Source organism: Pelagicoccus sp. SDUM812003 (assembly GCF_031127815.1).
Taxonomy (GTDB): domain Bacteria; phylum Verrucomicrobiota; class Verrucomicrobiia; order Opitutales; family Opitutaceae; genus Pelagicoccus.
On the sequence record NZ_JARXHY010000002.1, the window covers coordinates 221,119 to 246,671 of the forward strand.

Below are 25,553 nucleotides of genomic sequence, written 5' to 3' on the forward strand. Positions count from 1 at the left end.
GCGGGAAACAAATGCCTCGCAGGATGCCGCCCTACTCAGGCCGTCCTCTTGAGGCCGCCTCCGCGGCACGCCCCTCCAGGCGCTCGGAAAAGCAGATTTTGGATACGGCTTCATCGAAGTCGTCCGCTCCCCTCATAATGTCGATTTCCAACCGAAGGTAGTACAGCGGTATGGAGAAACTGATGGTGTCCGGAATGCGAACCGCGTCCTTTTCCGTAGTCACGATGAAGTCTAGTCCGCCGCCCTTGGCCTCGTCGAAGATCTCCAAGAGTTCGTTTCCATCGAAGCGGTGGTGGTCCAAAAAGCGGCGGGTGTAGATGAGATTCGCCCCGAGTCCTCTCAGGAACCCTTCGAAACTCTCCGGCACCGCGATGCCGCTGAACGCCCCGATCCGCCGACCCTTGAGCTGGCTCAATTCCAGACGTCGCTCGCCATTCACCTCCTGCAGGTACTGCGGCTTGTGGGCGCACTCGATCACGTCGACCCCCGGATTGTGACGCTGGATCAAGGCTTCCAGTTCCGGATCCGGGCGACCGTCGGACTTTGTAAGAAAAACATACGAGGCTCGTTTCAGGTGCCGCACCGGTTCGCGCAGGATGCCGCGCGGCAGCAGTTGCCGGTTTCCGAAGGGGTTGGTCTTGTCCACCAGCAGCAGATTGAGACGTCCCTTCAAAGGAAGATACTGGAGCCCATCGTCCAATATCAGCGTATCGCAGCCGAAATGGCGGATGGCGTAGAGCCCGCTCTTGACCCGGTCCTTGTCCACTAGCACCACGACGCCGGGCAGATTCTTGGCTAGCATATAAGGCTCGTCGCCCGCGACTTCGGAGTCCAGCAGCAGCGATTCCCCATCGCTCACCACTTTGGGCGGAGGCGCATCCGCCCCGGTCACGTAGGTGCGCCAGAGCTTGCTCTTGAGCGATTCCTTCTTGACCGTCTTGCTCTTGTATCCGCGGCTCAGGATACCGACTTTGCGACCTCGGTTGCGCAAAGAGCGGGCGAATTTCTCCACGACCGGCGTTTTCCCTGTGCCTCCCACAGTGAGATTGCCCACGACCACCACCAGGCATCCTAGCGGCTGGTCCTTGAGAATCCGGTTGCGATAGAGAAAGAATCGCAGCTTCACCAGGCTCCCGAAAAGCATCGAGAGGGCTCGCAGGAAAACTTTGAAGGCGAAGGCCCGTTTTCCTCGACGGCGATCGTAGACCACGTCGACGGCAAACTCCTCCAGCTGGTTCAAAAGGCGTCTAGATGGCTTTACTCCCATCTTCTATCGGACGGATTGGCTTCGCTCTGCTGCTCGTAACGGCATAAAATCCAAATGCTTAGACCAGCCTGATAGCTCCGCCAAGTCCAATCGCCCGCCACCCTGCTATAGTTGCGTCGTTGCTACTATATTAGTAGCGCCCAAGCTCGCTTCTTTCGACGAAGCGCAAGCCCGACTGCGCAAAATTGTACTTGCCAGCGGCGAAATTTGTCCTCATCGACCCGAAAACAGCGAGATTTTAGCAAATACGAGCTGCCGCCTGACTGTGATTCCCTGCGAACAGAGACCAATCCCTAGCGATCCAAGGAGGATCGGAGGAATAGGCGGCCCCAAACCAAGCGCCCCGAAGCGCTGGAATTCAACCGTTTCCAATCAACGAGCAGATTATAAATGAAGTCCCTAGTCATCGCCGAGAAGCCCAGTGTCGCACGAGATCTTTGCAAAGCCATCGGAGGAAAATTCGAAAAGCACGACGAATACTTCGAGAACGATGACTACGTCGTCACCTCCGCCGTGGGCCACATCGTGGAGCTCTGCATGCCGGAAGACTACGACAAGCGCGACGCCTTCTGGCGCCTCGCCAATCTGCCGATCGTTCCCGACACCTTTAAGCTCAAGCCCATCGAGCGCACCGAATCGAAGTTCAAAGCGATCAAGAAGATCCTGAAGCGCAAGGACATCGGCACCGTCATCAACGCTTGTGACGCCGGGCGCGAGGGCGAGCTGATCTTTAACTATCTGTACAAGCTGGCCAAGTGCACGCTGCCCGTAAAGCGGCTGTGGATGCTGTCCATGACGCCTACCGCCATTCGCGAAGCCTTCAAAAACATGCGCGATGGGGAGGCGATGGAGCACCTCGCCGAAGCGGCTCAGTCCCGCTCCGAGGCGGACTGGCTGATCGGCATCAACTGCACGCGTGGGGTGACAAAGCGCCTCTACGGCTCCCGAGCCGGAAACGTGGCGGGCGTAGGTCGCGTCCAGACTCCCACTCTCGCCATCGTAGTGGAACGCGAGCGGCTTATCGAGGGCTTCAAGCCGCGCGACTACTGGCGCATCGTGGCCGATTTCGGCATCGCCAATGGCAGCTACCAAGGCAACTACCAGAAAGCGGATTTCAAGAAAAACGACGACGAGCACGACCGCATCGATCGCATCTGGGACGAGGAACGCGCCAAGGCCATCATCGCGGACCTCGAAGCCGCCGATAGGGCGGAGGTGAGCGAGGAGAAGAAGAAATCGCGCCAGGCCGCCCCTCGTCTCTACGACCTGACCACCCTACAGCGCGAAGCGAACAACCGCTTCGGCTACTCCGCACGTCGCACGCTGCAGCTCGCCCAGTCCCTCTACGAAAAGCACAAGATGATCACCTACCCGCGTACGGACTCGCGGGCCCTTCCCGAGGACTATCCGGACACCGTGCGCAAGACCTTGCTCGGCTTCGACGACACCCTAGGCGATCTCGCCGCCCGCGTCGTATCCAACAAGTGGATAAATCCGGGCAACAAGCGCATTTTCAACAACAAGCAGGTCTCCGATCACTTCGCCATCATCCCGACCAACGAATCGCCCAAGAAGCTCAACGACGACGAAATGAAGATCTACGATATGATCGTGCGTCGCTTCATCTCGATCTTCTACCCGAGCGCCGAGTTCGATATCACCACCCGCTTCAGCGTCATTGGCGAGCACCGCTTCAAGACCGAGGGCAAGGTTCTGGTATCGCCGGGCTGGCTCGAAGTCTACGGCAAGGACAACGCAATCGGCGAAGAAACCCTGCCCGCCCTCAGCGAAGAAGACGGCTCGCCCGCGACCGCCAAGCTGGAAAGCTTCGAAAATATAAAGGAAGAAACCAAGCCGCCGCCCCGCTACACGGAAGCCACCCTGCTCTCCGCCATGGAAGGCGCCGGCAAGCTGGTGGAAGACGACGAACTGGCCGACGCCATGAAGGAAAAGGGCCTCGGCACGCCGGCCACGCGGGCGCAGATCATCGAACGCTTGATCGCGGAGCGCTACATCGAGCGCGAACACCGCGCTTTGGTGCCCACTCCGAAAGCGGAGACGCTGCTCGATTTTCTATCCCACCTCAATGCCGAGGCTCTCACCAAGCCCGAGCTAACCGGCGAATGGGAGTACAAGCTCCACAAGATCGAGGACGGCGAGCTGGACCGCGACGCGTTCATGAAGGAGATCGTCGATATGACCAAGGAAATCGTCGACCGCATAAAAAACTTCCAGGAAGACGAGGACGCCATGCCGGAGACCGAGCTTCGCTCGCCCATCGACCAGCAGCCGCTCTACGAGTCCATGCGGGCCTACCGCACCAAGGATAACAGTTTCGCCATCTACAAGATCATCGGGAACCGCAAGATGCAGGTTTCCGAACTGAAGGAGCTGCTGGAAAAGCGACGCATCGGCCCAGTGGACAATTTCCGCTCCAAGGCCGGAAAAAGCTTTTCCGCCAACCTGCTGCTGGACGAGGAAACCAACAAGGTGAAGTTCGACTTCGGCGGCGAGGAGGAAGGCTCCAACGGGACCGTCGACTTTTCGCAACTCACTCCGATCGCCAAGTGTCCGCGCACCGGTGGCGACGTCTTCGAAACGCCTGCCGCCTACGTGGTTCGCGTCATGGAAGATGGAAAGGAAACCACTCCCATCCGCGTCTCCCGCAAGATCCTCGATCGCGAGATTCCGCGCGAGCAGATGCTCAAGCTGCTGGAAAACGGCAAGACCGATCTGCTGGACAAGTTTTGGTCCAAGCGCACGAAGCGCCCCTTCGACGCCTACCTGGTTCTACAGAAAAGCGGACAGACCAAATTCGAGTTTCCGCCTCGGGCGGCCAAGAAAGGCGCCAAGAAAGCAGCAAAAAAGGCCGCCAAGAAAGCGGCCAGCAAGAGCTGAAGCGACAAGAGCTCCGGTCGGGGCGGCGAAGAACGCGTCCCGCTCCTAGAGCTGGGTCACTACGATCGTCTCGAACATGCTGGTGAGAAAGGTCACCACCGCGAGGGCCGTAGTAGCGAACATGTATTTCCAATCCTGGGAGTGCTTCACCACCAAGTAGGCGATACCAAGGCCGAGCAGCGTATTGATCGTGAACTGAGAGCTCGCCAGCACCACCACTCCAGCATCCGTCAATTCGCTCTCCGCCATGGTGTAGAAGCAGGACGCCACCGCCTTGAGGGATCCGAAAAGCAGGGCGGGCAAAAGAATCTTCCGACTCTGGAAAGCCATCACTGCAAGAATGATAAGGAAAAGCAGGCTAATGAGCATCGTAACGGAGGCTTGGGTTTGGAAACGCGAATTCTGATGCCAGCATCGGAGCGCCAAGGAGTTATTGAAGAACCACTTCGGCGCGGAACGGCGTTTACTTTCGTTTTTACAAATCGCTGAGTAGGGCTCCCCATAAAAAAGCGAGAAAGCCTAAGGCTTTCTCGCGCAAATGGTTGGAGGCTTCGTACCGCGGCTATTTGCGGCCGATGGCAAAAACCTGGAAGCCGATCTGGCGCAGTTTCTCGTGATCGAGGATGTTGCGCCCATCGAAGATGAAGGCCGGCTTCATCATGCTGTCGTAGATCTTTTGATAGTCCAGATCCTTGAAGGCGTCCCATTCGGTGAGAATGGCAAGACCATGGGCCCCTTTGGCCGCCTCGTAGGGATCCTCGCAAAGATCGATGTGCGGGTTTGGCTTTCCGTCAGCGTCGGTCTGCGGCTGCTGCAGATCGTAGTAGATCTGCGAGGCCGCGACCTTCGGATCGTGAATCGCCAGCACCGCCTGCTCCGCCAGCAGATCGCGCCCGACGTAGATGGCCGCCGATTCGCGGGTGTCATTGGTATCCTTCTTGAAGGCGAAGCCGAAAAACGCGATGCGCTTGCCTGTGACCGTGTTGAATAGCGTGTTGATGATCTGCTGGGAAAAGCGGCGCTTCTGCCAGTCGTTCATCTTGATGACCTGATGCCAGTACTCCGCCACCTCCGGCAGACCGAAATGCTCGCAGAGATAGACGAGATTCAAGATATCCTTCTGGAAGCAGGAACCGCCAAAGCCCACGGAGGCCTTGAGAAACTTGGGACCGATGCGCGAATCGCGTCCTATGGCGTAGGCCACTTGATCGACATTCGCTTCGGTGCGCTCGCAGAGAGCCGAAATGGCGTTGATGCTGGAAATGCGCTGCGCGAGAAAGGCGTTGGCGACCAGCTTCGAGAGCTCGGAGGACCAGAGGTTGGTGGTGATGATGTTCTCCGGCTTCACCCAGTTCGCGTAGACGCTGACGAGCGTTTCGATCGCCTTGCGCCCAGCTTCCGTTTCCTCCTCACCGCCAATCAAGACGCGATCCGGAGCCATCAAGTCCTCAATAGCCGTACCCTCCGCAAGGAACTCCGGGTTGGAGAGAACCTGAAACTCCAGCCCAGGCTTGGAGTTGGCGGTCAGCACCGTCTTCAGCGACTGGGCCGTGCGCACCGGGATGGTGGACTTTTCCACCACGATCTTCGAGCCCTCGGCGATTTCCGCGATATCGCGGGCGCAAAGCTCCACGTACTTCAGGTCGGCCGCCTTTCCCGCGCCGGCTCCATAGGTTTTAGTCGGGGTGCCGACGCTCACGAAAATGATGTCCGCCTCCCGAATGGCCTTGGCTTTGTCGGTGGTGAAAAACAGGTTTCGACCGCGGGCTTCTTTCACCACATCGTCGAGTCCAGGCTCGTAGACCGGCAAGGTCTCGGAATTCCAGGCGGCGATGCGCGCTTCGTTGATGTCGGCCACCGTGACGGTGATGTCCGGACACTTATAGGCGATCATCGCCATTGTTGGGCCGCCTACGTAGCCAGCTCCTAAACAACAAATTTTCATCGGGCTTTTCAATAAGGTTATCGAGAGTCAGGATCGGATAGCGCCAATCGCATGGGCACCGCAAATCGCGGCACGCGAATGAGACCGTCGCAATGAATGTGATGCATGATCGGCCATGCAATGATTTTACTTAGCGATTTACCACCTTCCGCGCCATATCGGTGCAATTCCTTCGATAAGCAGCCTCATCATCAATATTTTAGCGCCACTATACGTTCGCTTACGCAGACCATCCCCGCACGCCAAATGCTCGATCCCGCCTCCCATCTCCAGTCCCTCGTCGACGCAGCTCGCGCTGACGGCTTCGCGATCCACGAAATCGGAAAAAGCTCCGCGTTTGAGCATCCGATCTACCTATTCAAACGGTCCGCCTCCCACAGCGTGGGCCAGGGTACCCCGCCTCGCATCTACCTTTCGGCAGGCGTGCACGGCGACGAACCGGCGCCCCCCTTGGCCTTGCTTGCCCTCTTGCGCGAACAACGGCTGCCCAGGACCATCGATATCAGCCTGTGCCCCCTTCTCAATCCCGACGGTTTCGTTCGCAACTGCCGGGAAAACGGAAACCAGGTGGACCTCAATCGCGACTTCAAGCGTCTGAGCCAACCGGAGAGCCGAGCTCTGGCTGACTATCTCGAGCGCGAACCCGCTCGCTTCGATGCTTCCATTTGCATGCACGAGGACTGGGAAAGCGAGGGTTTCTACATCTACTGCCAAGACGAAGAGCAGGAACGATCCATCGCCGCCGAAATCCTGAAATCCATCGTCCCCATCGGCCCGATCGAGAGGGCCGAGGAAATCGACGGGCACGCCGCCCGCGATGGCATCATCGCCAAACCCATCCTCCAGGAACTCGCTGACCGCGACGATTGGCCGGAGGCGTTTCTGCTGGTCTCGCGCTCTCCCAAACTCCATTTCACCATCGAAAGCCCGAGCTCTCTCGACCTCTCGCTGCGCATCCGCATGCAGATAGCGGCTGTCACCCGGCTGGTCCAGACCCTCGCTCGCGAAAGCGGCGAATAAAATACCCGCAAGCCACGTCAAAGCTTGCGACCGAGGCCTTATTCACCTCCCTCACATAGCTAGCGAGTGAACTCCGACACCGAATCCGAACTCATCCGCCGCGGCCAGGCGGGCGACAGAAAAGCTTTCGATCAACTGGTCCGCATGCATCAGGACAAGGTCTACGGCCAGGCCCTGCGCATGCTCAAATCGGAAACGGAAGCCCAAGACGTCGCCCAACTCGCCTGGATCAAAGCCTGGAACAAGCTCGACACCTTCCGCCAGGATTCCGCCTTCTCCACCTGGCTCTACCGCATCACCACCTTCACCGCCCTAGACGCCATCCGCAAGCGCGACAGCCGCCGCGAATCCCTGGCGGATCAGGAATTTCTCGAACACGCCTCCCAAAGCGAGGTTTCTCCCGTTGCCTCCGCCCAGCAAATCCGTAGCCTCGAACGAAAAGAACTCCACCAGCGCCTGCTGCAAGCCATCGAACAGCTTCCAGAAAAACTGAAAACCGCCCTCAAGCTCCGCGAGCTGGAAGGACTGACCTACGAAGAAATCGCCAAAAAACTGAACTGCAAAACCGGCACCGTGATGTCCCGCCTTTTCAACGCGCGAAAATCCATTCAAAAACACCTCATCGACCTTCTGCCATGAAACGCATTTCCCAAACGCTCCTGCTCGTCGCCACCCTGTTCCTCGCCGCGGGCATCGCGACCGATTCGCACGCGGCCGACGACGCCCGCATCCAGGCGACGCTCATCCTCGGCACCAACGATGGCGGCGGCGTGGACTCCCAGCTCAAGCGCTACGAAAAGAACCTCAAACGCGTTCTACGCTTCGACACCTTTCGCCAAAAAGGCTCCGGCAGCGCCAGCGTCTCCCTGCCGGGCAAGGCCTCGATCAACGTCGGCCAAGGCCAGAGCGTTTCCATTGAAGCCTCCGACGCAGGCGGCGGAAAGCTGCGCATCGCGGCTCGTTGGGCTCAGATCTCCACCACTGTAGTGACGCCCCGAGGACAGCCCACGGTGCTGGTCGGTCCCGCATCCGGCAGCGGAAAGCTGATTCTGCTGCTAGTGGCGAATTAGAGCCCCTAGGCTCGCTTCGCCCGAGCGGGCTTCGTTTTGCTCTTCTTGCCGTGGTCCGCCCGGATAAACATCCAGGTCCCAATGCCTTGGTAAAGGAAGTTCGGCACCCAAAACAGCAATTCGGGCCGCAGTTGAGGGCTTCCGTCCATGAAGTCGATGGAGATCATGGTCAGGTAGTAGAGCAGCCCCATGGCGACCCCCACCCCCACGTTGGCTGAAGTCTCCTTGCGCGAAGTCTTCAGCCCGAGCGGGATGGCCACGCAGGCGAAGGAAAGCACCGCGAAGCCCATGGCGAAGTTCTTGTGAAACACCATCTTCGTCTTCAGCAGCGACGCCTGAGCCTCCTGCTTCACTTCGCCGCTCGATGTATCCACAATTTCCTGCCAGCGACGCTGTTCCGCCCGCAGCTCGTCAAAGGTCATCCAGCTAAGCTTTCGCTGCAGCGTCTCCTTTCCGAGGATGCGCTCGAGCGAAAAGCTGAAGGTCGTGCTGCCGATGAACACCGGGATGTAGCGCCGGGTGCGGAAGTTCTCCGGATCATCCTCGTCGCGAATCTCGATGGCCACGTTCTCCGCCTGCAGCTCAAGGTCGCTGCTATCCTCGTGGAACTTGAAGCGTCCCCGCTCCGCCCGGCTGAACTGTGTCACCCGACCCAGCTCGTCCTGCTTCCAAATCCAGATGTCGCTCAGCAGCTCCCCATCCTTCTTGCCCACGTAGACCACGGTGCCAGGAAAGTCCTTCACGAAGGTTTTCTCCACGATGAAGCCGAGCGGATTGGTCTGGATGGTATTCTTCAGCTCGTTGCGGTATTCGGTCTTGGCCAAGGGACCGTAGTAGAAGTTGACCACCAAGGATGCAGCGGTGCCGAGTATCGCCAACGCGAATACGGAACTGGAAAGGCGAAAAATGCTCACGCCAGCCGCGCGCAGCGAGGTGATCTCGTTTTCCGCCGAAAGGCGGCCCATGGTCAGCAAAGCTCCGGTGATGAATCCCATGGGCAGGGCATAGATGAAGACGAAGGGCAGCAGGAGCCAAGTCAGCTTGAAGAAGGCGTTTACGGTCAGCTGCCCTTCCGCGAGCAGATTGAGCATGTCCTTGACCACGCTCATGGTCAGAATCAGAAACGCGAACATCGCCACCGAAGCGAAACAGGAAGCGAAAACGTTTTTGAAAATGTATCTGTGGATCAGCGTCACCTGGCGCTACACTTAAAGAGCCAGCCCGTTCCGCAAGCCGAAATCTTCGACTTGCCAGATCCCGCCTAGATCCCCAAGCAACTTCCCGCTTCCTCTCGCTGTCATCAGCCCCAAGCCTCACGCCTAAGAAAATGAAATACGTCCCGCAAAAGAAGCCCATCTTCGGTGAAACGCTCGAATCGCTGCAAAACAGCCTGGCGGAGCTTGGCGAGCCCAAGTTTCGAGCCAAGCAGGTCATGGACTGGCTCTATAAGAAAAGAGCCCGGACCTGGGACGCCATGACCAACCTGCCAAAGCCGCTGCGCGAAAAGCTGGCGGAAACGTTCGAAATCGCCCCCAGCAAACGACTCCTGGCCAAGGAATCCGCCGACGAGACCGAAAAGCTCCTGCTGCAGATGGGCGACAACGCCATGATCGAGACCGTGGTCATCCGAGCTCCTCAAGTCGGTGTCGGCCAGGAAAACTCCCGCAAGACCATCTGCATCTCCACCCAGGTCGGCTGCGCCTACGGCTGCAAGTTCTGCGCGTCGGGCCTGGCAGGCTGGAAGCGCGACCTCTCCACCGGCGAGATCGTCTCCCAGCTGATTCACGTCTGCCACCAGGAGGACGCCACCACCGAGCGGGCCAGCGAGGAAATCGCCTCCTTCGACAACATCGTGGTCATGGGCATGGGCGAGCCGATGGCCAACTACAAGAACCTGCTGCCCGCTCTGCGCATCCTCAACGCCCCATGGGGGCTCAACTTCGGGGCTCGGCGCATCACCATCTCCACCTCGGGCGTAGTGCCGCGCATTCGCGAGCTGGCGGCCGAGCCGGAACAGTTTCGCCTCGCGGTCAGCCTGCACGGGGCCACCAACCCGGTGCGCGACCAGATCATGCCGGTCAATCGCAAGTATCCGCTGGAAGAGCTCATCCCCGCCATCAAGACCTACGGCGAAAGCAAAGGCCGCATGGTCACGCTGGAGTTCATCCTGATCGAGGAGGTGAACGACACCTTGGAGCAAGCGGACGAGCTGACGAAGATCGCTCTCGACCTGCGGGCCCACGTCAACCTCATCCCCTACAATACGGTTGACGGTCTCGAGTGGAGACGCCCCTCCATCGCCCGGCAGGACACCTTCTACAATCGACTGAAAAACAAAGGGGTGAGCGTCACCATCCGCCGCGAAAAGGGACACGACATCGCCGCCGCCTGCGGTCAGCTGAAGCTGAAAACGGAAGAGGTCGGCTCGTAGCTCCTACACCAAAGGCCAGCCTCGAATCCTACCAGGGACGTTCCGGTCCGGCCCTTGCCTTTCGCGAATTTTAGAGTTGATTTCAACGCCCAACAGCTCATATCAACAAATCCACATACGTTGATATTTTATGATCGCACAACAACGCATCGACGACCTTCTCGCCACCAAGGGCCAACTGCTTTCCGTGGAGTTCTTTCCACCCAAGTCGGAGGAGGCCATTGACTCTCTCGTTTCCTCCTCGCTGGAGCTGAAGGCGCTGGAGCCGGATTTCGTTTCGGTGACCTATGGAGCGGGAGGCAGCACGCGCGATCGGTCGTCCCGGGTCAGCGCCCAGATGCGCGACGACCTGGGCTTCAACGTCATGCCTCACCTCACCTGCGTAGGGGCGAGCAAGGATGAGCTCGGGGAAATCATAGACGGCTTCTATGCCGAGGGCTACCGCAACATCATGGCTCTGCGTGGGGATCCGCCGAAGGACCAGACCGAGTTCGTGGTGGCCGAGGGTGGTTTCGCTTTCGCGACCGACTTGGTCTCCTTCATCTCCGAACGCTATCCTGACATTTGCATCGGGGTGGCGGGCTATCCGGAAAAGCATCCGGAGGCCAGCAGCATGGAGAAGGATCTCGAGCACTTGAAGGTCAAGGTCGACGCTGGCGCTTCCTTCATCACCACGCAGCTCTTTTTCGACAACCAGCGTTTCTACGACTTCGTTGAGAAGGCCCAGAAACAGGGCGTTTCGCTGCCGATCTTTCCCGGCCTGATGCCAGTGCTGGCCACCAAGCAAATCAAGCGCATCGTCAGCATGTGCGGCTCATCGCTGCCGGACGCCCTCGATCGCGAGCTGGAGAAAGCGGGCGAAGATGCGGAAGCGGTCAAGGAGATCGGCACCAACTGGGCACTGAACCAGCTGGAGGATCTGGCGAAAAACGGCGTGCCTGGCGTGCACCTCTACGCCCTCAATCGCAGCGATGCGGCAAAGACGCTGATGAGCGCCTTCCGCTCCAAGCAAAGCTGCTAGGCTATCGCTCGGCGGTCGGTCCGCCAAAGGACGCTTCCTAACCGCCGGCGAGCACCACCTGAAATCCAGCCGCTTCCAGGGTGGCCTTCACTTCCTCGCGCTTGTCGCCTTGGATTTCGATGTTGCCGCCTTTCACCGCGCCGCCCACGCCGCAGCGCTTCTGTATGGACTTGGCGAGCTGGACCTTCTCCTCGGCAGCGATTCCCTTCCAGCCGTAGACGACGGTCACCGTCTTCCCACCCCGGCCCGACTTTTCCCGTTTCACGTCCAGGCGACCGCGATTTCCGCTTCCGGTTCTGCCGGAAGGAGCCGAAGCGTTGGCGGCGGGCTGAGACGGAGCGGCAGGCAGGTTTCCAAGATCCAAGGAGCCAAAGGGGTTCGACCCGATATCCTGTCCCCCTTCCGTGGATACGCGATCGCGCTTCTTGCCCATTTCTAGGAAAAGTCGGTTCGCCCTTGGCACCTGCCCCTAGGGATGTCGGTCTGATGGTTGAGAAGCATCAGAGCTTTCTGGTAGCTCCGATTCTTCAGAAAATGCTTCAGCTGCGGATCGATCGCTCGTCGGTGGTCGGACAAGGTCTTGTCCAGCGAGGCGATGCTCTTTTTCACCGCGTCCCCGTCCCCCGACTCGATTCCGCGCTGCAGCCGCTCCAGGTCCGCTTTCATGTACGCATTCAATTCCGCTTCCAGCATGGAGCCAGCTTCTGCCGAATTCTCGTCATCGCGCAAGCGGTTTGTTCGTTCGATCCGGTAGCTCGCCGACGACAGTTGAAAAAACGTCGAAACGGGGTCCTGTATCTTTGGCGAGCCCGTTTCCATAAGAGATTGTCGTTCGAATACGGAAAACTATGAAAATCCTTACTAGTTAAGGTCATACCTCCATTCTGACAGGCAGAAAACCGAGCGTTTTTCTTTACTCGCTCAGAGGGGGGGCTTAACCCTCATACATTCTAAAACCCGATCCTCCACCAGGATCCACACCAGGAACATCAGGAATGGTCACATTCGCAACGCGTTCGAACGCAGACTTAATCGACCTCAACTACGAGAAGTGGAAGGCCGACCCCCAATCGGTAGACGAGAACTGGAGAGCGTTCTTCGAAGGCTTCGAGCTCGCGCTCGCATCCGCCCCCGTAAGGAAAACAGGCTCGACCGCCAAGGGCGGCGCCTCGCTGGGAAGCGCTTCGAAGCAGATGAATGTTTCGAGCCTGATCTACGCCTACCGCAGTCTCGGGCACACTCAAGCCTGGCTCGATCCGCTCTCGGAAAAGCCGCCGGCCAACGATGACTTGCGCATCGAGGAGTTCGGACTCAACGAAGCGGACCTCGACACCGCCTTCGACTCCGGCCACTTCCTCGACGGTCAGCCGCTCAAGCTGCGCGATCTCATCGAAGCCCTGCGCAAAACCTACTGCTCCAACATCGGCTACGAGTACATCCACATGCAGAACACGGACGCTCGTCGCTGGATACAGCGCAAGATCGAGCCGCTGCAGGGCAAGATCGACTTTTCCGAGAAGGTCAAAACCCGCATCCTGCGCAAGGTCTTCGCCGCGGAGTCGTTCGAGAGTTTTCTCCACACCCGCTACGCCGGACAAAAGCGTTTTTCGCTCGAGGGCGGCGAGACGCTTATCCCTTGCTTGGACAACCTGCTGGAACACTGCGGGCGCCTCGGCATCAAGGAAGTGGTCATGGGCATGGCCCACCGCGGTCGCCTCAACGTGCTCGCCAACACGCTCAAGAAATCCTACGAGTTCATCTTCGAGGAATTTGGCGATACCTACATACCGGACACGGTGGGCGGCGACGGCGACGTCAAGTACCACCTTGGCTACGAGAAAGTGATCGAAACCAAGGAGGGCCACTACGTCGAAATCCGGCTCGCCTCCAATCCAAGCCACCTCGAAGCGGTCAACCCGGTGGTCGAAGGCAAAGCCCGAGCTCGTCAACGCATCCTAAACGATTCCCAGCGCAAGAAGGTCCTGCCGGTTCTCGTTCACGGAGACGCGGCCTTCGCCGGACAAGGCATGGTGGCGGAAGTCCTTAACTTCTCGCAGCTCCCCGGCTACCGAACTGGCGGCACCGTGCACATCATCGTCAACAACCAGATCGGCTTCACCACCACCCCCAAGGAAGCGCGCTCCACTCGCTACTGCACCGACATCGCCAAGATGATCGAAGCGCCGATCTTCCACGTCAACGGCGACGATCCCCTAGCTGTGGTGTTCGTCACCCTGCTGGCCATCGAATACCGCCAAGCCTTCGGCGCCGATGTGGTCATCGACATGTATTGCTACCGCAAGCACGGCCACAACGAGTCGGACGAGCCGATGTTCACCAACCCGGATCTCTACGACAAGATTTCCAAGCACCCGCCGGTCAGCTCAGCCCTCGCCAAGCGACTCACGAGCGACGGCACGCTTTCGGAAAAGCAGATCGAAAGCATCCGCAAGGAATACGAAAGCTCGCTCGCCAACTCGCTGGAACGCGTCAAGAAAGCGGCGGAAACACAGATCCAGGCCCGCAAGGCCTTCGCGGGCTCCAACGCCGTTTTCCAACCGCAATACAGCTTCAACCCCGTGGAAACCGGCGTGCCGCGCGAAACGCTGGAGGTCATCGTGCGCGGACTGACCTCTCTTCCGACCCACATAAAGCCGAATCGCAAAATCAAGCGCTTCCTCGACAATCGAAAGACCGCCTTCGAAAACAACGAACCAATCGACTGGTCCTACGCGGAGGCGCTGGCCTTCGGAAGCCTGCTCAATCAAGGCACTCCCGTTCGCCTCTCCGGTCAGGACTCGGAGCGCGGCACCTTCAGCCAACGTCACGCCGTTATCCACGATGTGGATACGGACGAACGCTACATCCCGCTGCTGCATATCGACAAGGACCAGGCGCGATTCTGCGTGTACAATTCCCTGCTCTCCGAAGCGGGCGTGCTAGGCTTCGACTTCGGCTATTCGCTCGACTACCCGCGCATGCTCTGCCTCTGGGAGGCCCAGTTCGGCGACTTCGCCAACGGCGCCCAGGTCATCATCGACCAGTTCATCACCAGCAGCGAATCCAAGTGGGGCCGCGTGTCCGGACTGGTGATGCTCCTCCCGCACGGATACGAAGGCCAAGGCCCCGAGCACTCCTCCGCTCGACTGGAACGCTTCCTCCAAGCCTGCGCCGAGGACAATATCCAAGTCGCTAATCTCTCCTCCCCCGCTCAGTATTTCCACATCCTCCGACGCCAAATGATGCGCGAGTTCCGCAAGCCGCTCGTCATCATGGCTCCGAAGTCGATGCTGCGCTTGAAGGAAGCCGCCTCGGATTGGTCCGATATCGAATCCGGCTCCTTCCTCGAAATCATCGACGACGCGAACGCGAAACCTGCCAAGGTCAACCGCCTCATCCTTTGCTCCGGCAAGGTGTACTTCGACCTGATCAAAAAAAGAGAGGAGCTGAAGGACAACTCCGCCGCCATCGTAAGAGTCGAGCAACTCTACCCGCTGCACGCCGAGCGCCTAAAGGAAATCGCCGAAAAGTATTCAAAAATCGATACACTGGTCTGGAGCCAGGAAGAGTCTCAAAACATGGGCCCCTACACCTTCATCGCTCCTCGTTTGGAAAAAATATTCGACAAGAAGGTCGTGTACGCAGGTCGCGACGAAAGCGCCAGCCCAGCCGTTGGCGTTATGGCCTTGCACAAGAAGGAACTTGCCCAGCTTCTCGACGAAGCGTTCACCCTCAAATCGTAACGACTCTTTCAATACACCAACATGGCGACTGAAGTAATAGTGCCCACACTTGGCGAATCGATCACCTCCGGGATCATCGCCGCATGGAACGTCCAAGACGGCGACTACGTCGAAAAGGACCAAGTCATCTACGAGCTCGAGACCGACAAGATCACCTCCGAGGGGATCGCCGAGGTGTCCGGTGTCGTTTCTCTGTCCGCCTCCGAAGGCGACGAAGTAGAAATCGGTCAGGTCATCGCTACCATCGACGAATCCGCGGAAGCGCCGTCCGACAACTCGGAGAAAAAGGAATCGGCCGAAGAGCCCGAAGTCAAATCCGAGGAATCGGGCGAATCCGAAGAAGCGAAACCGTCCGCCGAATCCTCCGACGCCGTCTCGCCTGCCGTGCGACGCATCGCCGCAGAAGAGGATCTCGATCCGGCAAGCGTGGAAGGATCCGGCAAGGCCGGCCGCGTGACCAAGGGAGACATGCTGAAAGCCCTCTCTGATCGCCCCTCGGTCAAGGAAAGCAAGCCTGCCAAAAAAACCGCTGCCGAAACTCCCAAACCAGCCGCCAAATCGAAGCCGGCTGGCGAGCGTACGACTCGCAAGCGCATGACGCCGCTGCGCAAGAAGATCGCCGAGCGACTCGTTTCCGCCCAGCAGGACGCGGCCATGCTGACCACTTTCAACGAAGCGGACATGACCGCCATCAAGGAGCTCCGCGCCAAGTACCAGGACAGTTTCGTCAAGAAGCACGGCATCAAGCTGGGCTTCATGTCTTTCTTCGTAAAGGCAGTGGTGCAAGCGCTGCAGGAGGTACCTGGAATCAACGCTCAGATCGATGGCGACGAAATCATCCAAAATCACTACTTCGACATCGGGGTCGCTGTATCCACAGAAAAAGGACTGATGGTCCCCGTCATTCGCGATTGCGATCAGCTCAACCTGGCTGGCATCGAAAAATCCATCATCGAATACGCCAAAAAAGCTCGGGAAGGAAAGATCCAGATCGACGACCTACAGGGCGGCGTATTCACCATCACCAACGGGGGCATCTTCGGCTCCATGCTTTCCACTCCCATCCTCAATGCTCCGCAAAGCGGCATCCTCGGCATGCATGCCATCCAGGAACGCCCTGTCGCTGTGAAGGGCCAAGTGGAAATACGCCCGATGATGTATTTGGCCGTCTCATACGATCACCGCATCGTCGACGGTAAGGAAGCGGTCACCTTCCTCGTCAAGGTGAAGGAAGCCCTGGAGGATCCGACTCGCTTGCTTCTCGACGTCTAACCTTGCCTGTTCACCGACCGTCCCGATAGAGACGATCCGTAGCTCAAACTGTAATGTCTGATAAAAACTCTTTCGATGTGGCCGTTATCGGCGGCGGACCCGGCGGCTATGTTGCGGCCATCCGCTGCGCCCAGCTTGGGCTGAAAACCGCCTTGGTGGAAAAACGCAAGGCGCTCGGCGGCACCTGTCTGAACATCGGCTGCATTCCTAGCAAAGCCCTCCTCCACACTAGCGAGCAGTTCCTTTTCGCCAAGAAGCACGCCAAGGAGTCCGGCGTGGAAATCTCGGGCGATGTATCGTTGAATTTGGATACAGTGATGAAAAAGAAGGACAAGGTGGTCAAGCAGCTCACTGGCGGCGTAGACATGCTCGTGAAGAAACGCGGCATCACTCGCTTCAATGGCCACGGAAAGCTTCTGGGAGACGGCAAGATCAGCGTGGACGAAAAGGACGAGCTTTCCGCTAAGCACATCATTTTGGCCACAGGATCGGTCCCGGTGGAGCTTCCATTCATGAAGTTCGACGGCGAGACGATCGTGTCGAGCGATCACGCGCTTTCCTTCGACAAGGTGCCCGAAGAATTCGTGGTCATCGGCGCCGGTGCCATCGGCTTGGAACTGGGATCCGTCTGGAGCCGCTACGGTTCAAAGGTCACCGTCCTAGAGTTTCTACCGAAGATCGCGGCCGGATCGGATGACGATGTATCCAAATTCCTGGAACGCTGCTTCAAGAAGCAGGGCATGACCATTCACACCGAAACCAAGGTGACCGGCTCGAAGGAGATCGACGGAAAGCTCAACGTGGTGGCGGAAAAGAAAGGCAAGGAAATCACCGTGCCCGCCGACAAGGTTCTCGTGGCGGTAGGACGCAAGCCCTACACGGAAAACCTCGGCCTCGACAAGGTCGGCATCGAGCCCGACAAGCGTGGCTTCATCGAAATCGACGATCACTTTAAGACCTCCGCAGACGGCGTCTACGCTATCGGCGACATCGTGCGCGGGCCCATGCTCGCCCACAAGGCCGAGGAAGAAGGCGTGGCCATTGCCGAGATGATCGCAGGCAAAGCGGGCCACGTGAACTACGATGTCATCCCAGGCGTCATCTACACCGAGCCCGAAGTGGCGACCGTCGGCCTCACCGAGGCTCAAGCCAAGGAAAAGGACATCAAGGTGAAGGTCGGAAAGTTCCCTCTCGCCGCCAACGGTCGGGCCATCGCCTCCGACGCCACCGACGGCATGGTCAAGATCATCGCCTGCGCCGAAACCGACAAGATCCTCGGCGGCCAAGTCGTGGCAAAAGGCGCCAGCGAAATGATCGCCGAAATCGTGACCCACATGGAGTACGGCGGAAGCGCCGAAGACCTCGGCCGCACCGTTCACGCCCATCCGACCATTTCCGAATCCATCAAGGAAGCCGGACTGGCGGTAGACGGAGCAGCGATCCACTCCTTGTAAACGAGCAGCTGGCGGCGGCTCGCCAGCCCCAACCGCGCGACAATGCCCGCCAGGCCAGCAGGTTGCGATTCCGATCTTTAAACCTGTCGGCTGGCCCCGCCGCCCCCTGGCATCGCTCCCAAAATCGGAGCACCAGGCCGCCGCATCCGCCATCCAACGCTCACCAGGCCGCCGCATCGACCGCCACCGGTCACGCAACTCGTTTTTGCAACGTTACAAAGATTAGTTGCACGACTCCCGGCGCCCTATCGCTCCCGCGACGCTCCGGTTTCGAAAATTTATTTGGAACGATTCCAATTTTCACTTGATATTTAGAATTATTCTCATTTGATCCTGCGACTTAGAGTTATTCTAAATAACCCCGCCAACAGATGAACAACGAAATCGACACAGAGGTACTCAACCGGAAGCTTGCCGCTTCGGGGCTGCGGTCGACTCGCCAGCGCGAAGTCGTCTATGGCGCCATTCTGTCAAAGCGCGATCATCCGACCGCCGACGAGATCTTCGCCCGGGCCAAGCTGGAGATGCCGACCATCTCCCTAGCCACTGTCTACAACTGCCTCGAAACCTTGGTGCAGTGCGATCTGATCAAGCAGGTCCATTTGGAGCGCGAATCCACCCGCTACTGCCCCAACCTCACCGAGCACGCCCATTTTCACGACAACGAAAGCGGCGACATCTACGACGTGCAGCTAGACGCTGCCACCATCCAGAAGCTGACCTCCCTGCTCCCCTCCGGCTTCGTGGTCGGCTCCATAGACATCACCTTTCGCGGCAAGGCCGCCGCTTCATCGACGTCCTAATTCTCAACCACCACTTCTCAAATTTTAGATCAATGAGCAATACACTCGAAATCAAGAACCTCAGCGTAAGCATCGGCGACAAGCAGATCCTAAAGGACTTCAACCTCGTGGTACCGAAGGGCGAAGTGCATGCCATCATGGGGCCGAACGGCACCGGAAAGAGCACCCTTGCCAAAGCCATGGCCGGCCACCCCGACTACGAAGTCACTAGCGGCGAGATCATCATAGACGGCGTTAGCATCCTGGAGATGGAGCCGGACGAGCGGGCGCGCGAAGGGCTCTTCCTCGCTTTCCAGTACCCGATGGAAATCCCAGGCGTGACCATCGCCAACTTCATCCGGGCCGCCCTCAACGCCCGACTCCCCGAGGATCAGGAGCTCAACGCTCCCGACTACTACAAGTCCCTCTACGCGAAGATGGACATGCTGAAAATCGACCGCAAGTTCACCTCCCGCGCCGTAAACGACGGCTTCTCCGGCGGGGAAAAGAAGCGCTGCGAAATCCTGCAGATGGCCATGCTCGACCCGAAGTACGCCGTGCTCGACGAGACCGATTCCGGCCTCGACATCGACGCCTTGAAGGTGGTTTCCGAAGGGGTCAACTCCCTGCGAGGACCCAATCTCGGCGCTTTGGTCATCACTCACTACCAACGCTTGCTCAACTACATCGTGCCGGACGTGGTTCACGTCATGTACGACGGCCGTATCATCAAGAGCGGCGACAAGGATCTCGCCCTCCAGTTGGAGGAAAGGGGTTACGATTGGGTCAAGGAACTGGCTGGCGAGGTAGTGGCGTAACGCCGCCCCCCGAAGCCTCAACCAAGAAAGGCGATTCAAAATATGTCCACTGAAACACCAGATATCCAAATCGATCGGGACAAGGGGAATTTCCGCTACACCGAAAGCCACAAGTACGACGCGGGCGTCGGCCTTAACGAAGGTGTCATCGACTACATCTGCGACGTAAAGGAGGAAGACGATTGGATTCGCGAGTTCCGCAAGAAGGCGCTCAAAGTCTTCCATTCCAAGCCCATGCCCACCCACTGGGCGACCAAGGATCTCGAAAACATCGACTTCGACAAGATCCGCTACTACCTCGCCGGAGCCAACCGAGCCAGCAAGAGCTGGGACGACGTGCCGGACGACGTGAAACAGACCTTCGAACGCCTCGGCATTCCGGAAAACGAGCGCAAGTTCCTCGCCGGCGTGGAGGCTCAATTCGACTCGGAAGCGGCCTACTCCAACATCAAGGAGAGCGTGGGCAAACAGGGCGTCATCTTCGTCGGCTCCACCGAAGGACTGCTCAAGCACCCGGAAATCTTCCGCAAGTGGTTCGGAAAGGTCATCCCGACCGGCGACAACAAGTTCTCCGCCCTGAACAGCGCCGTCTTCTCCGGTGGCTCCTTCATTTACGTGCCGCCAGGCGTGAAGGTGAAGCACCCGCTGCAGGCCTACTTCCGCATCAACGCGGAAAACTTCGGCCAGTTCGAGCGCACGCTGATCATCGCCGACGAGGGCTCGGAAGTCACCTACATGGAAGGCTGCACCGCCCCGAAGTTCGACACCGCCACCTTGCACTCCGCAGTGGTGGAGCTGGTGGCCATGCCGGGCGCCAAGATCGAGTACATCACCGTACAGAACTGGGCATCCAACGTCTACAATCTGGTCACCAAGCGCGCCATCGCCCACGAGAACGCCACCGTGAAGTGGATCGACTGCAACATCGGCAGCCGCCTCACCATGAAGTACCCAGGCGTTGTGCTTAAGGGCAAGAAGGCTCGCGGAGAGGTGCTCTCCATCGCTCTGGCAAACGACGGCCAGCACCAGGACACCGGCGCCAAGATGATCCACGCCGCGGACGAGACGACTTCAAACATCATCTCGAAGTCCATCTCCATCGGCAAGGGACGCTCCACCTATCGCGGTCAGGTTCACATGCCGAAGAACCTTAAGGGCTGCAAAAACAACACCGAGTGCGACGCCTTGCTGATCAACAACAACTCGCGCACCGACACCTACCCGGCCATCACCGTTCGCGGCGATAAAAACGCCGTGCAGCACGAGGCTTCGGTCTCAAAGGTGTCCGCCGAGCAGATCTTCTACATGCAGCAGCGCGGCCTCAGCGAGGGCGAAGCCATGAGCCTCTCGGTCAACGGTTTCGTGAACGACCTCACACGCCAGTTCCCCATGGAGTACAGCGTGGAGCTCAAGCGTCTCATCGAACTGGAAATGGAAGGCTCCGTCGGTTAGTCGGACCTCGTCCGGATCTCAAATTTCAAACCACAAATTTCAAATTTATACCTGTGAGTTCCCTAACAGAAGACACTCCCATGAGCGAAAGCAGCGAGGTCGTGAGCAAGATTCGCGAGGCCTTCGGGCGTCATATCGAAGATCTGGATACCGCGCCAAGCTGGTGGAAAGACGCCAAGAACGAGGCGTTCGAGCAGTTCTCGACGTTGCCGATGCCGACTCGCAAGGACGAGTCCTGGCGCTTCGCCAACGTGAAGAACCTCGGACTCGACGCCTTCAAGTTCGCCGCACTTCCCTCCATCGCGGACGCCGCCAAGCTGGTCGAGCGCTCCGACTTCCTCGACGCCTACTCAGGCCGCTTCGTTTTCGGCGAAGACCAGACCTTGAAGGCGGACCGCGTCTCGCCCGAGCTCGCCGAAAAAGGCGTGATCTGGGCCCCTCTCAAGGAAGCGATTTCCAAACACGGCGAAATCCTCAAGGACTACTTCATGAAGCAGGAAGCCGACTTGGGGTCCGCCAAGTTCGCCGCCTTGCATCACGCCTTCCTAGAAAACGGCGCCCTGCTCTACGTGCCCAAGGGCGTGGAGATCGAAGATCCTTTCGTCGTCTACAACTGGAGCATCAACGAGGGCTCGGCCATTTTCCCGCACACGCTTATCATCGCCGAAGAGTTCTCAAAAGTGCGGGTGGTGGAAGCCAACCTTTCCGCCTCCGACGAAACCACCGCCTACTCGTGCGGGGTCAACCACATCTTCGCCGGCGTCGGGGCCTCAGTCGACTACACGCTGCTGCAGAACTTCAACGAGAAGACTCTCGGCTTCCAAATCAACTCCAACATCGCCGGCAAGGATTCGAACGTTAAGACCCTTAGCGTCAACGTGGGCTGCGAGCACTACCGCTCCGAAACCCACGGTCAAATCAAGGGCCCGGGCTCGAAGGTGGAGATGCTCTCCCTCGCCGTGGCGGACTACGATCAGGAGATCGACCAGCGCACCCTGCAGACCCACTCCGCGCCCAACGCGGTGTCCGATCTGCTCTTCAAAAACGCCCTCGTCGACAACGCCAAGACCATCTTCTCCGGCCTCATCAAGGTGGATCCAGGCGCCCAGCAGACCGACGCCTACCAGACCAACCGCAACCTGCTTCTCAGCAACTCCGCCGAAGCGAACTCTCTGCCAGGACTGGAGATCGACGCCAACGATGTGAAGTGTAGTCACGGAGCCACTACAGCCCAGATCGACGATGAGGAGATCTTCTACATGAAGGCGCGTGGCATTCCGGAAAATCGGGCTCAAGAGCTCATCGTGTACGGTTTCTTCGAAGAGATCCTCAATCGCATCGACTGCGAGAAGCTGGCCGATCGCGCCCGCGAAATTATCCAGGACAAGTTCCGCAAACGCCTGCGGTAACCCTTGCCTCGGCAGACGATCTCATACGATTGATTCACACAACCACTTCATAGCCACATGCAACAAACCGAAGAGCAAAAGCAACGCAGCCTCACCCGAGAAGTCGAAGCGGTGCAGATCCCCAGCGGAGAGCCGCTCCAGCTCCCCGCCCTCTCGAAAGTATACATCACCCAGCAACTGGGCGGAAGCTACACCGTGATGACCGACTTCGGCCTGGCCCGCATCGACGGTCGCGACGCGGATGCGCTCGGACAGGACATCGCCGACGAGCAGGCCGCCGCTCAGGAGGCTGCCGAGAAGAAAAAGACGCAGCCCTCCGACGAAACGCCCGACGAGGAAGCGATCTGGCAACAACTCCGCAACGTCTACGACCCCGAGATCCCAGTCAACATCGTGGACCTCGGACTGGTCTACTCCATGGTGGTCGAAGAAACGGAGAACAAGGCCAGCAAAGTGGTGGTGCAGATGACGCTCACCGCTCCGGGCTGCGGCATGGGACCGGCCATCGCCGAGGACGCCCGCAGCAAGGTCATGCTGGTGCCCGGCGTCGACGAAGCGGAGGTCAACCTCGTGTGGGAGCCAGCGTGGGATCAGAGTATGATCAGCGAAGAGGGCCGCATGATTCTCGGCCTGGTCTAAGGCCTAAGCGCAGGAAACGCTTTCCACGCCGGATTTCCGATCACTTCGAGATCCGGCGTTTTTTTCATCGCTCCGCTTTCGTCGAGTAATTTCGCACCGAATTCCTTGCCATTGCTAGCGTGTTGGCTACCAACGACGAAGATACTGATACTAACTATGCCATGTAACGACGATAAACCTCAAGAGTCCCCAGTCGGCTCGCAAATCCAGAAGAAGTTCCTCGAGGAGCGTAAGATCTTCCTGTGGGGCCAGGTTTCGGACGATTCGGCGAAGGACGTCACCGAAAAGCTTCTCTACCTCGAAGCGGACGCGCCCGGGAAGCCTATCACTTTCTACATCAACACTCCGGGTGGCTCCGTCACAGCTGGCCTCGCGATCTACGACACCATCAAAATGATCTCCTCGGAGGTCACCGTGGTGGTCACCGGTCTCGCCGCTAGCATGGGCTCCATCCTGCTCTCGGCCCCGAAAAAAGGGAACCGCCTGCTCTATCCGCATGCCAAGGTTCTGATCCACCAGCCGCTCATCGGCGGGCAGTTCCAAGGCCCCGCGGTGGATATCCACATTTTCGCCCAGGACATGGAAAAGACCCGCGAGGAGCTCAACCGCATCCTTTCCGAAGCCTCCGGCCAGCCGCTGGAGAAGATCCAGACCGATACCGATCGCGACTTCTACATGAGCGCTCAGGAAGCCATCGACTACGGTCTGGCCGACAAGATCGTCGATTCGCTCTAAGCGAAAAACGAAAAAAGCTTTCTCAAGCCGCGTATCCGATTTCCGGAGCGCGGCTTTTTCGTCCTCAAAATGGCTCTTCGTCCGGAGATGTGTCCTAACTCCAGATCACTTCGCCCAAGCGCCAGCCTAGGTAGACCGAAAGGAGACAGGAAAGCACGCTGCCAACGGCATTCAGACCAGCGAGCGCGAGATGTCCGCTTTGCATCAAACGCAAGGTTTGCAGAGAAAAGGTGGAGAACGTGGTGAAACCGCCCATCATCCCCACCGAGATCATCAGTGGCAGCGCGTCATCTCGGCTCCATCCAAACTTTGAATACATGGGCAATAGAAATCCGATCAAAAAGGAGCCGACCACATTGACGAACAGGGTGCTCCACGGAAACTCGCTTCTCATCCTATGATCGATCAGCCAGGCGGAAACGTAGCGCAGGCTCCCGCCCATGAAACTTCCGATTCCTACCCATAAAAGCGCTCTAACGTCCATTCGAATCCTGCTCCTCGATACGTCCCTGGAATCGCTCATTCGCCGCAAAAGACTTGATCGCGTCGGCCAGACTGAGAGCGACACGCTCGCGGTAGCCTGCGGTGCTGATCAGCAAGGCCTCGTCCTTATGAGAGAGAAAGCCGCATTCGACCAGGATCCCAGGGCACTTCAATCCGCGAAGCACGACGAACCGCCCTTTCTTCACCCCACGGTCTTCGCGTTTGAGTCGCTCCAAAAGATTGATCTGAACCCGTAAACCGAGTTCGAAGCTCTCCAAATCATATTCGTTTCCTGGATACGCCACTGCGTCATCGCCAGCCTTGCCGTCGCCCGTCGAGGGCTGCCCTTGGGGAGTCAGCAGATAGGTCTCCACGCCGTTTGCCTGCTTATTAGGAGCCGCATTGAAGTGCACGCTGACAAAGAGATCCGCCTTGACGCCGTTGGCGATCTCGGACCGCTCCTCCAGCGTGACGAGTCGATCCTCGTATCTGGTGAGCACCGCCTTGAATCCCGCCTCTTCCAAGTGAGCCTGCAATCGCAGGCTTACGTCCAGATTCAGATCCTTTTCAAGGAGACCAAGAGTGGCGTTACGCGTTCCCGGCTCGGAGCCGCCATGCCCAGGATCGATCACGATGGTCTTTATCTCGCGCGGCTCTCCCCCTTCGTCGGCTAGGGCGCTCGGCAGGACGATCGCTTCATCGGACGCTCCGAGCAGCCATTGCCCCATGCGACGGGAGAACGGCGCATCGAGGAAAACCTTCGTCCCATCGATCCACGCCATCCGGCTCTTCTCCTTGAGTACGAGCTCGCGAGCGCCCACCGACACTTTCCAAAGGTCGTCGTTGCCGGTAGGTTCCGTAACCTGCGCCCCGAAATGAGAGACCTGCCGCTTCAGGGAGTTCAAACCAAAGCTGAGACTGCTTTCGCTCGGAGCGGGCTGGGCGGCGCTTGTTTCGCTCGCCAGCTCCTCCTCCTTCGGCACCTCCATCTTCGGCTCGGGAGCGGCGGTCTCCACCGCCGTTTCCTCAGTTGGCGCCGAGTCTTCGGGCTTCGCGGAATCGCCTCCCGTGGTCTGACAGCCCCACAAAAAAAGCGAAGCAACTGCCGCCATTA

General features: G+C 58.6%; 23 protein-coding genes. 15 read left to right on the forward strand and 8 right to left on the reverse strand.

The features are described from left to right. Positions 1-31: 31 nt before the first annotated feature. Positions 32-1,267 carry a tetraacyldisaccharide 4'-kinase gene (gene lpxK, locus QEH54_RS03170; protein WP_309017171.1) on the reverse strand — a complete coding sequence of 412 codons (1,236 nt, stop codon included), beginning with the start codon at positions 1,265-1,267 and terminating at the stop codon, positions 32-34. Positions 1,268-1,657: 390 nt separating this feature from the next. Here lpxK and QEH54_RS03175 point away from each other — a divergent pair, with 390 nt between their 5' ends. After that, positions 1,658-4,165, forward strand: coding sequence for a DNA topoisomerase III (locus tag QEH54_RS03175; RefSeq protein ID WP_309017172.1), 2,508 nt, complete (start codon positions 1,658-1,660; stop codon positions 4,163-4,165). 45 nt (positions 4,166-4,210) lie between these two features. Here the strand turns inward: QEH54_RS03175 and QEH54_RS03180 are convergent, their stop codons facing one another. Together QEH54_RS03180 and QEH54_RS03185 are read right to left on the reverse strand one after the other, a co-directional pair. Continuing rightward, a complete protein-coding gene (locus QEH54_RS03180; RefSeq protein WP_309017173.1) occupies positions 4,211-4,534 on the reverse strand; it encodes a hypothetical protein in 324 nt (107 codons plus the stop codon). A gap of 193 nt (positions 4,535-4,727) precedes the next feature. Next, positions 4,728-6,110 (reverse strand): UDP-glucose 6-dehydrogenase, encoded by a 1,383-nt coding sequence (locus QEH54_RS03185; RefSeq protein WP_309017174.1) that lies wholly within the window; start codon positions 6,108-6,110, stop codon positions 4,728-4,730. Positions 6,111-6,356: 246 nt separating this feature from the next. Between QEH54_RS03185 and QEH54_RS03190 the strand changes: the two genes are divergently transcribed. The 3 genes from QEH54_RS03190 (at position 6,357) to QEH54_RS03200 (ending at position 8,200) form a co-directional block, all read left to right on the forward strand. Continuing rightward, entirely contained in the window at positions 6,357-7,130 is a 774-nt protein-coding gene (locus QEH54_RS03190; RefSeq protein WP_309017175.1) for a M14 family metallocarboxypeptidase, read from the forward strand. Between the two features lie 66 nt (positions 7,131-7,196). Then, positions 7,197-7,769 (forward strand): sigma-70 family RNA polymerase sigma factor, encoded by a 573-nt coding sequence (locus tag QEH54_RS03195; RefSeq protein ID WP_309017176.1) that lies wholly within the window; start codon positions 7,197-7,199, stop codon positions 7,767-7,769. Then, positions 7,766-8,200 (forward strand): hypothetical protein, encoded by a 435-nt coding sequence (locus tag QEH54_RS03200; RefSeq protein ID WP_309017177.1) that lies wholly within the window; start codon positions 7,766-7,768, stop codon positions 8,198-8,200. The genes QEH54_RS03195 and QEH54_RS03200 overlap by 4 nt, the downstream gene beginning before the upstream one ends. A 5-nt stretch (positions 8,201-8,205) precedes the next feature. Here QEH54_RS03200 and QEH54_RS03205 read toward each other — a convergent pair whose 3' ends face one another. Further along, positions 8,206-9,333: an LptF/LptG family permease gene (locus QEH54_RS03205; RefSeq protein WP_309017418.1), complete on the reverse strand. Its 1,128-nt coding sequence runs from the start codon at positions 9,331-9,333 to the stop codon at positions 8,206-8,208. A gap of 194 nt (positions 9,334-9,527) precedes the next feature. Between QEH54_RS03205 and rlmN the strand changes: the two genes are divergently transcribed. After that, positions 9,528-10,631, forward strand: a complete 1,104-nt coding sequence (gene rlmN / locus QEH54_RS03210; RefSeq protein WP_309017178.1) for a 23S rRNA (adenine(2503)-C(2))-methyltransferase RlmN — start codon at positions 9,528-9,530, stop codon at positions 10,629-10,631. A 130-nt stretch (positions 10,632-10,761) separates the two neighbouring features. Then, positions 10,762-11,652, forward strand: a complete 891-nt coding sequence (gene metF, locus QEH54_RS03215) for a methylenetetrahydrofolate reductase [NAD(P)H] (RefSeq protein WP_309017179.1) — start codon at positions 10,762-10,764, stop codon at positions 11,650-11,652. 37 nt (positions 11,653-11,689) lie between these two features. Here the strand turns inward: metF and QEH54_RS03220 are convergent, their stop codons facing one another. After that, complete coding sequence (locus QEH54_RS03220; protein ID WP_309017180.1) at positions 11,690-12,085, reverse strand: translation initiation factor; 396 nt, start codon at positions 12,083-12,085, stop codon at positions 11,690-11,692. A gap of 2 nt (positions 12,086-12,087) precedes the next feature. Then, positions 12,088-12,471 carry a hypothetical protein gene (locus tag QEH54_RS03225; protein WP_309017181.1) on the reverse strand — a complete coding sequence of 128 codons (384 nt, stop codon included), beginning with the start codon at positions 12,469-12,471 and terminating at the stop codon, positions 12,088-12,090. Between the two features lie 176 nt (positions 12,472-12,647). Between QEH54_RS03225 and QEH54_RS03230 the strand changes: the two genes are divergently transcribed. From QEH54_RS03230 to QEH54_RS03270, 9 genes are all read left to right on the forward strand, one after another. Next, positions 12,648-15,395: a 2-oxoglutarate dehydrogenase E1 component gene (locus QEH54_RS03230; protein WP_309017182.1), complete on the forward strand. Its 2,748-nt coding sequence runs from the start codon at positions 12,648-12,650 to the stop codon at positions 15,393-15,395. Positions 15,396-15,416: 21 nt separating this feature from the next. After that, positions 15,417-16,667, forward strand: a complete 1,251-nt coding sequence (gene odhB / locus QEH54_RS03235; RefSeq protein WP_309017183.1) for a 2-oxoglutarate dehydrogenase complex dihydrolipoyllysine-residue succinyltransferase — start codon at positions 15,417-15,419, stop codon at positions 16,665-16,667. A 53-nt stretch (positions 16,668-16,720) separates the two neighbouring features. Beyond that, positions 16,721-18,121, forward strand: coding sequence for a dihydrolipoyl dehydrogenase (gene lpdA / locus QEH54_RS03240; RefSeq protein ID WP_309017184.1), 1,401 nt, complete (start codon positions 16,721-16,723; stop codon positions 18,119-18,121). 371 nt (positions 18,122-18,492) lie between these two features. After that, complete coding sequence (locus tag QEH54_RS03245) at positions 18,493-18,924, forward strand: transcriptional repressor (protein WP_309017185.1); 432 nt, start codon at positions 18,493-18,495, stop codon at positions 18,922-18,924. Positions 18,925-18,956: 32 nt separating this feature from the next. Further along, a complete protein-coding gene (gene sufC / locus QEH54_RS03250) occupies positions 18,957-19,721 on the forward strand; it encodes a Fe-S cluster assembly ATPase SufC (RefSeq protein ID WP_309017186.1) in 765 nt (254 codons plus the stop codon). A 42-nt stretch (positions 19,722-19,763) separates the two neighbouring features. Continuing rightward, entirely contained in the window at positions 19,764-21,173 is a 1,410-nt protein-coding gene (gene sufB, locus QEH54_RS03255) for a Fe-S cluster assembly protein SufB (protein ID WP_309017187.1), read from the forward strand. Between the two features lie 80 nt (positions 21,174-21,253). Continuing rightward, positions 21,254-22,582: a Fe-S cluster assembly protein SufD gene (gene sufD, locus QEH54_RS03260; RefSeq protein WP_309017188.1), complete on the forward strand. Its 1,329-nt coding sequence runs from the start codon at positions 21,254-21,256 to the stop codon at positions 22,580-22,582. Between the two features lie 57 nt (positions 22,583-22,639). Next, the gene (gene sufT / locus QEH54_RS03265; RefSeq protein WP_309017189.1) at positions 22,640-23,221 is read left to right on the forward strand and encodes a putative Fe-S cluster assembly protein SufT; all 582 of its coding nucleotides are present in this window, start codon (positions 22,640-22,642) and stop codon (positions 23,219-23,221) included. A 156-nt stretch (positions 23,222-23,377) separates the two neighbouring features. Continuing rightward, positions 23,378-23,956, forward strand: coding sequence for an ATP-dependent Clp protease proteolytic subunit (locus QEH54_RS03270; RefSeq protein WP_309017190.1), 579 nt, complete (start codon positions 23,378-23,380; stop codon positions 23,954-23,956). Between the two features lie 94 nt (positions 23,957-24,050). Here the strand turns inward: QEH54_RS03270 and crcB are convergent, their stop codons facing one another. Beyond that, on the reverse strand, positions 24,051-24,440 hold the full coding sequence (gene crcB, locus QEH54_RS03275) for a fluoride efflux transporter CrcB (protein WP_345785630.1): 390 nt from the start codon (positions 24,438-24,440) through the stop codon (positions 24,051-24,053). Further along, complete coding sequence (locus QEH54_RS03280; RefSeq protein WP_309017192.1) at positions 24,430-25,551, reverse strand: N-acetylmuramoyl-L-alanine amidase; 1,122 nt, start codon at positions 25,549-25,551, stop codon at positions 24,430-24,432. The genes crcB and QEH54_RS03280 overlap by 11 nt, the downstream gene beginning before the upstream one ends. Positions 25,552-25,553: the final 2 nt, after the last annotated feature.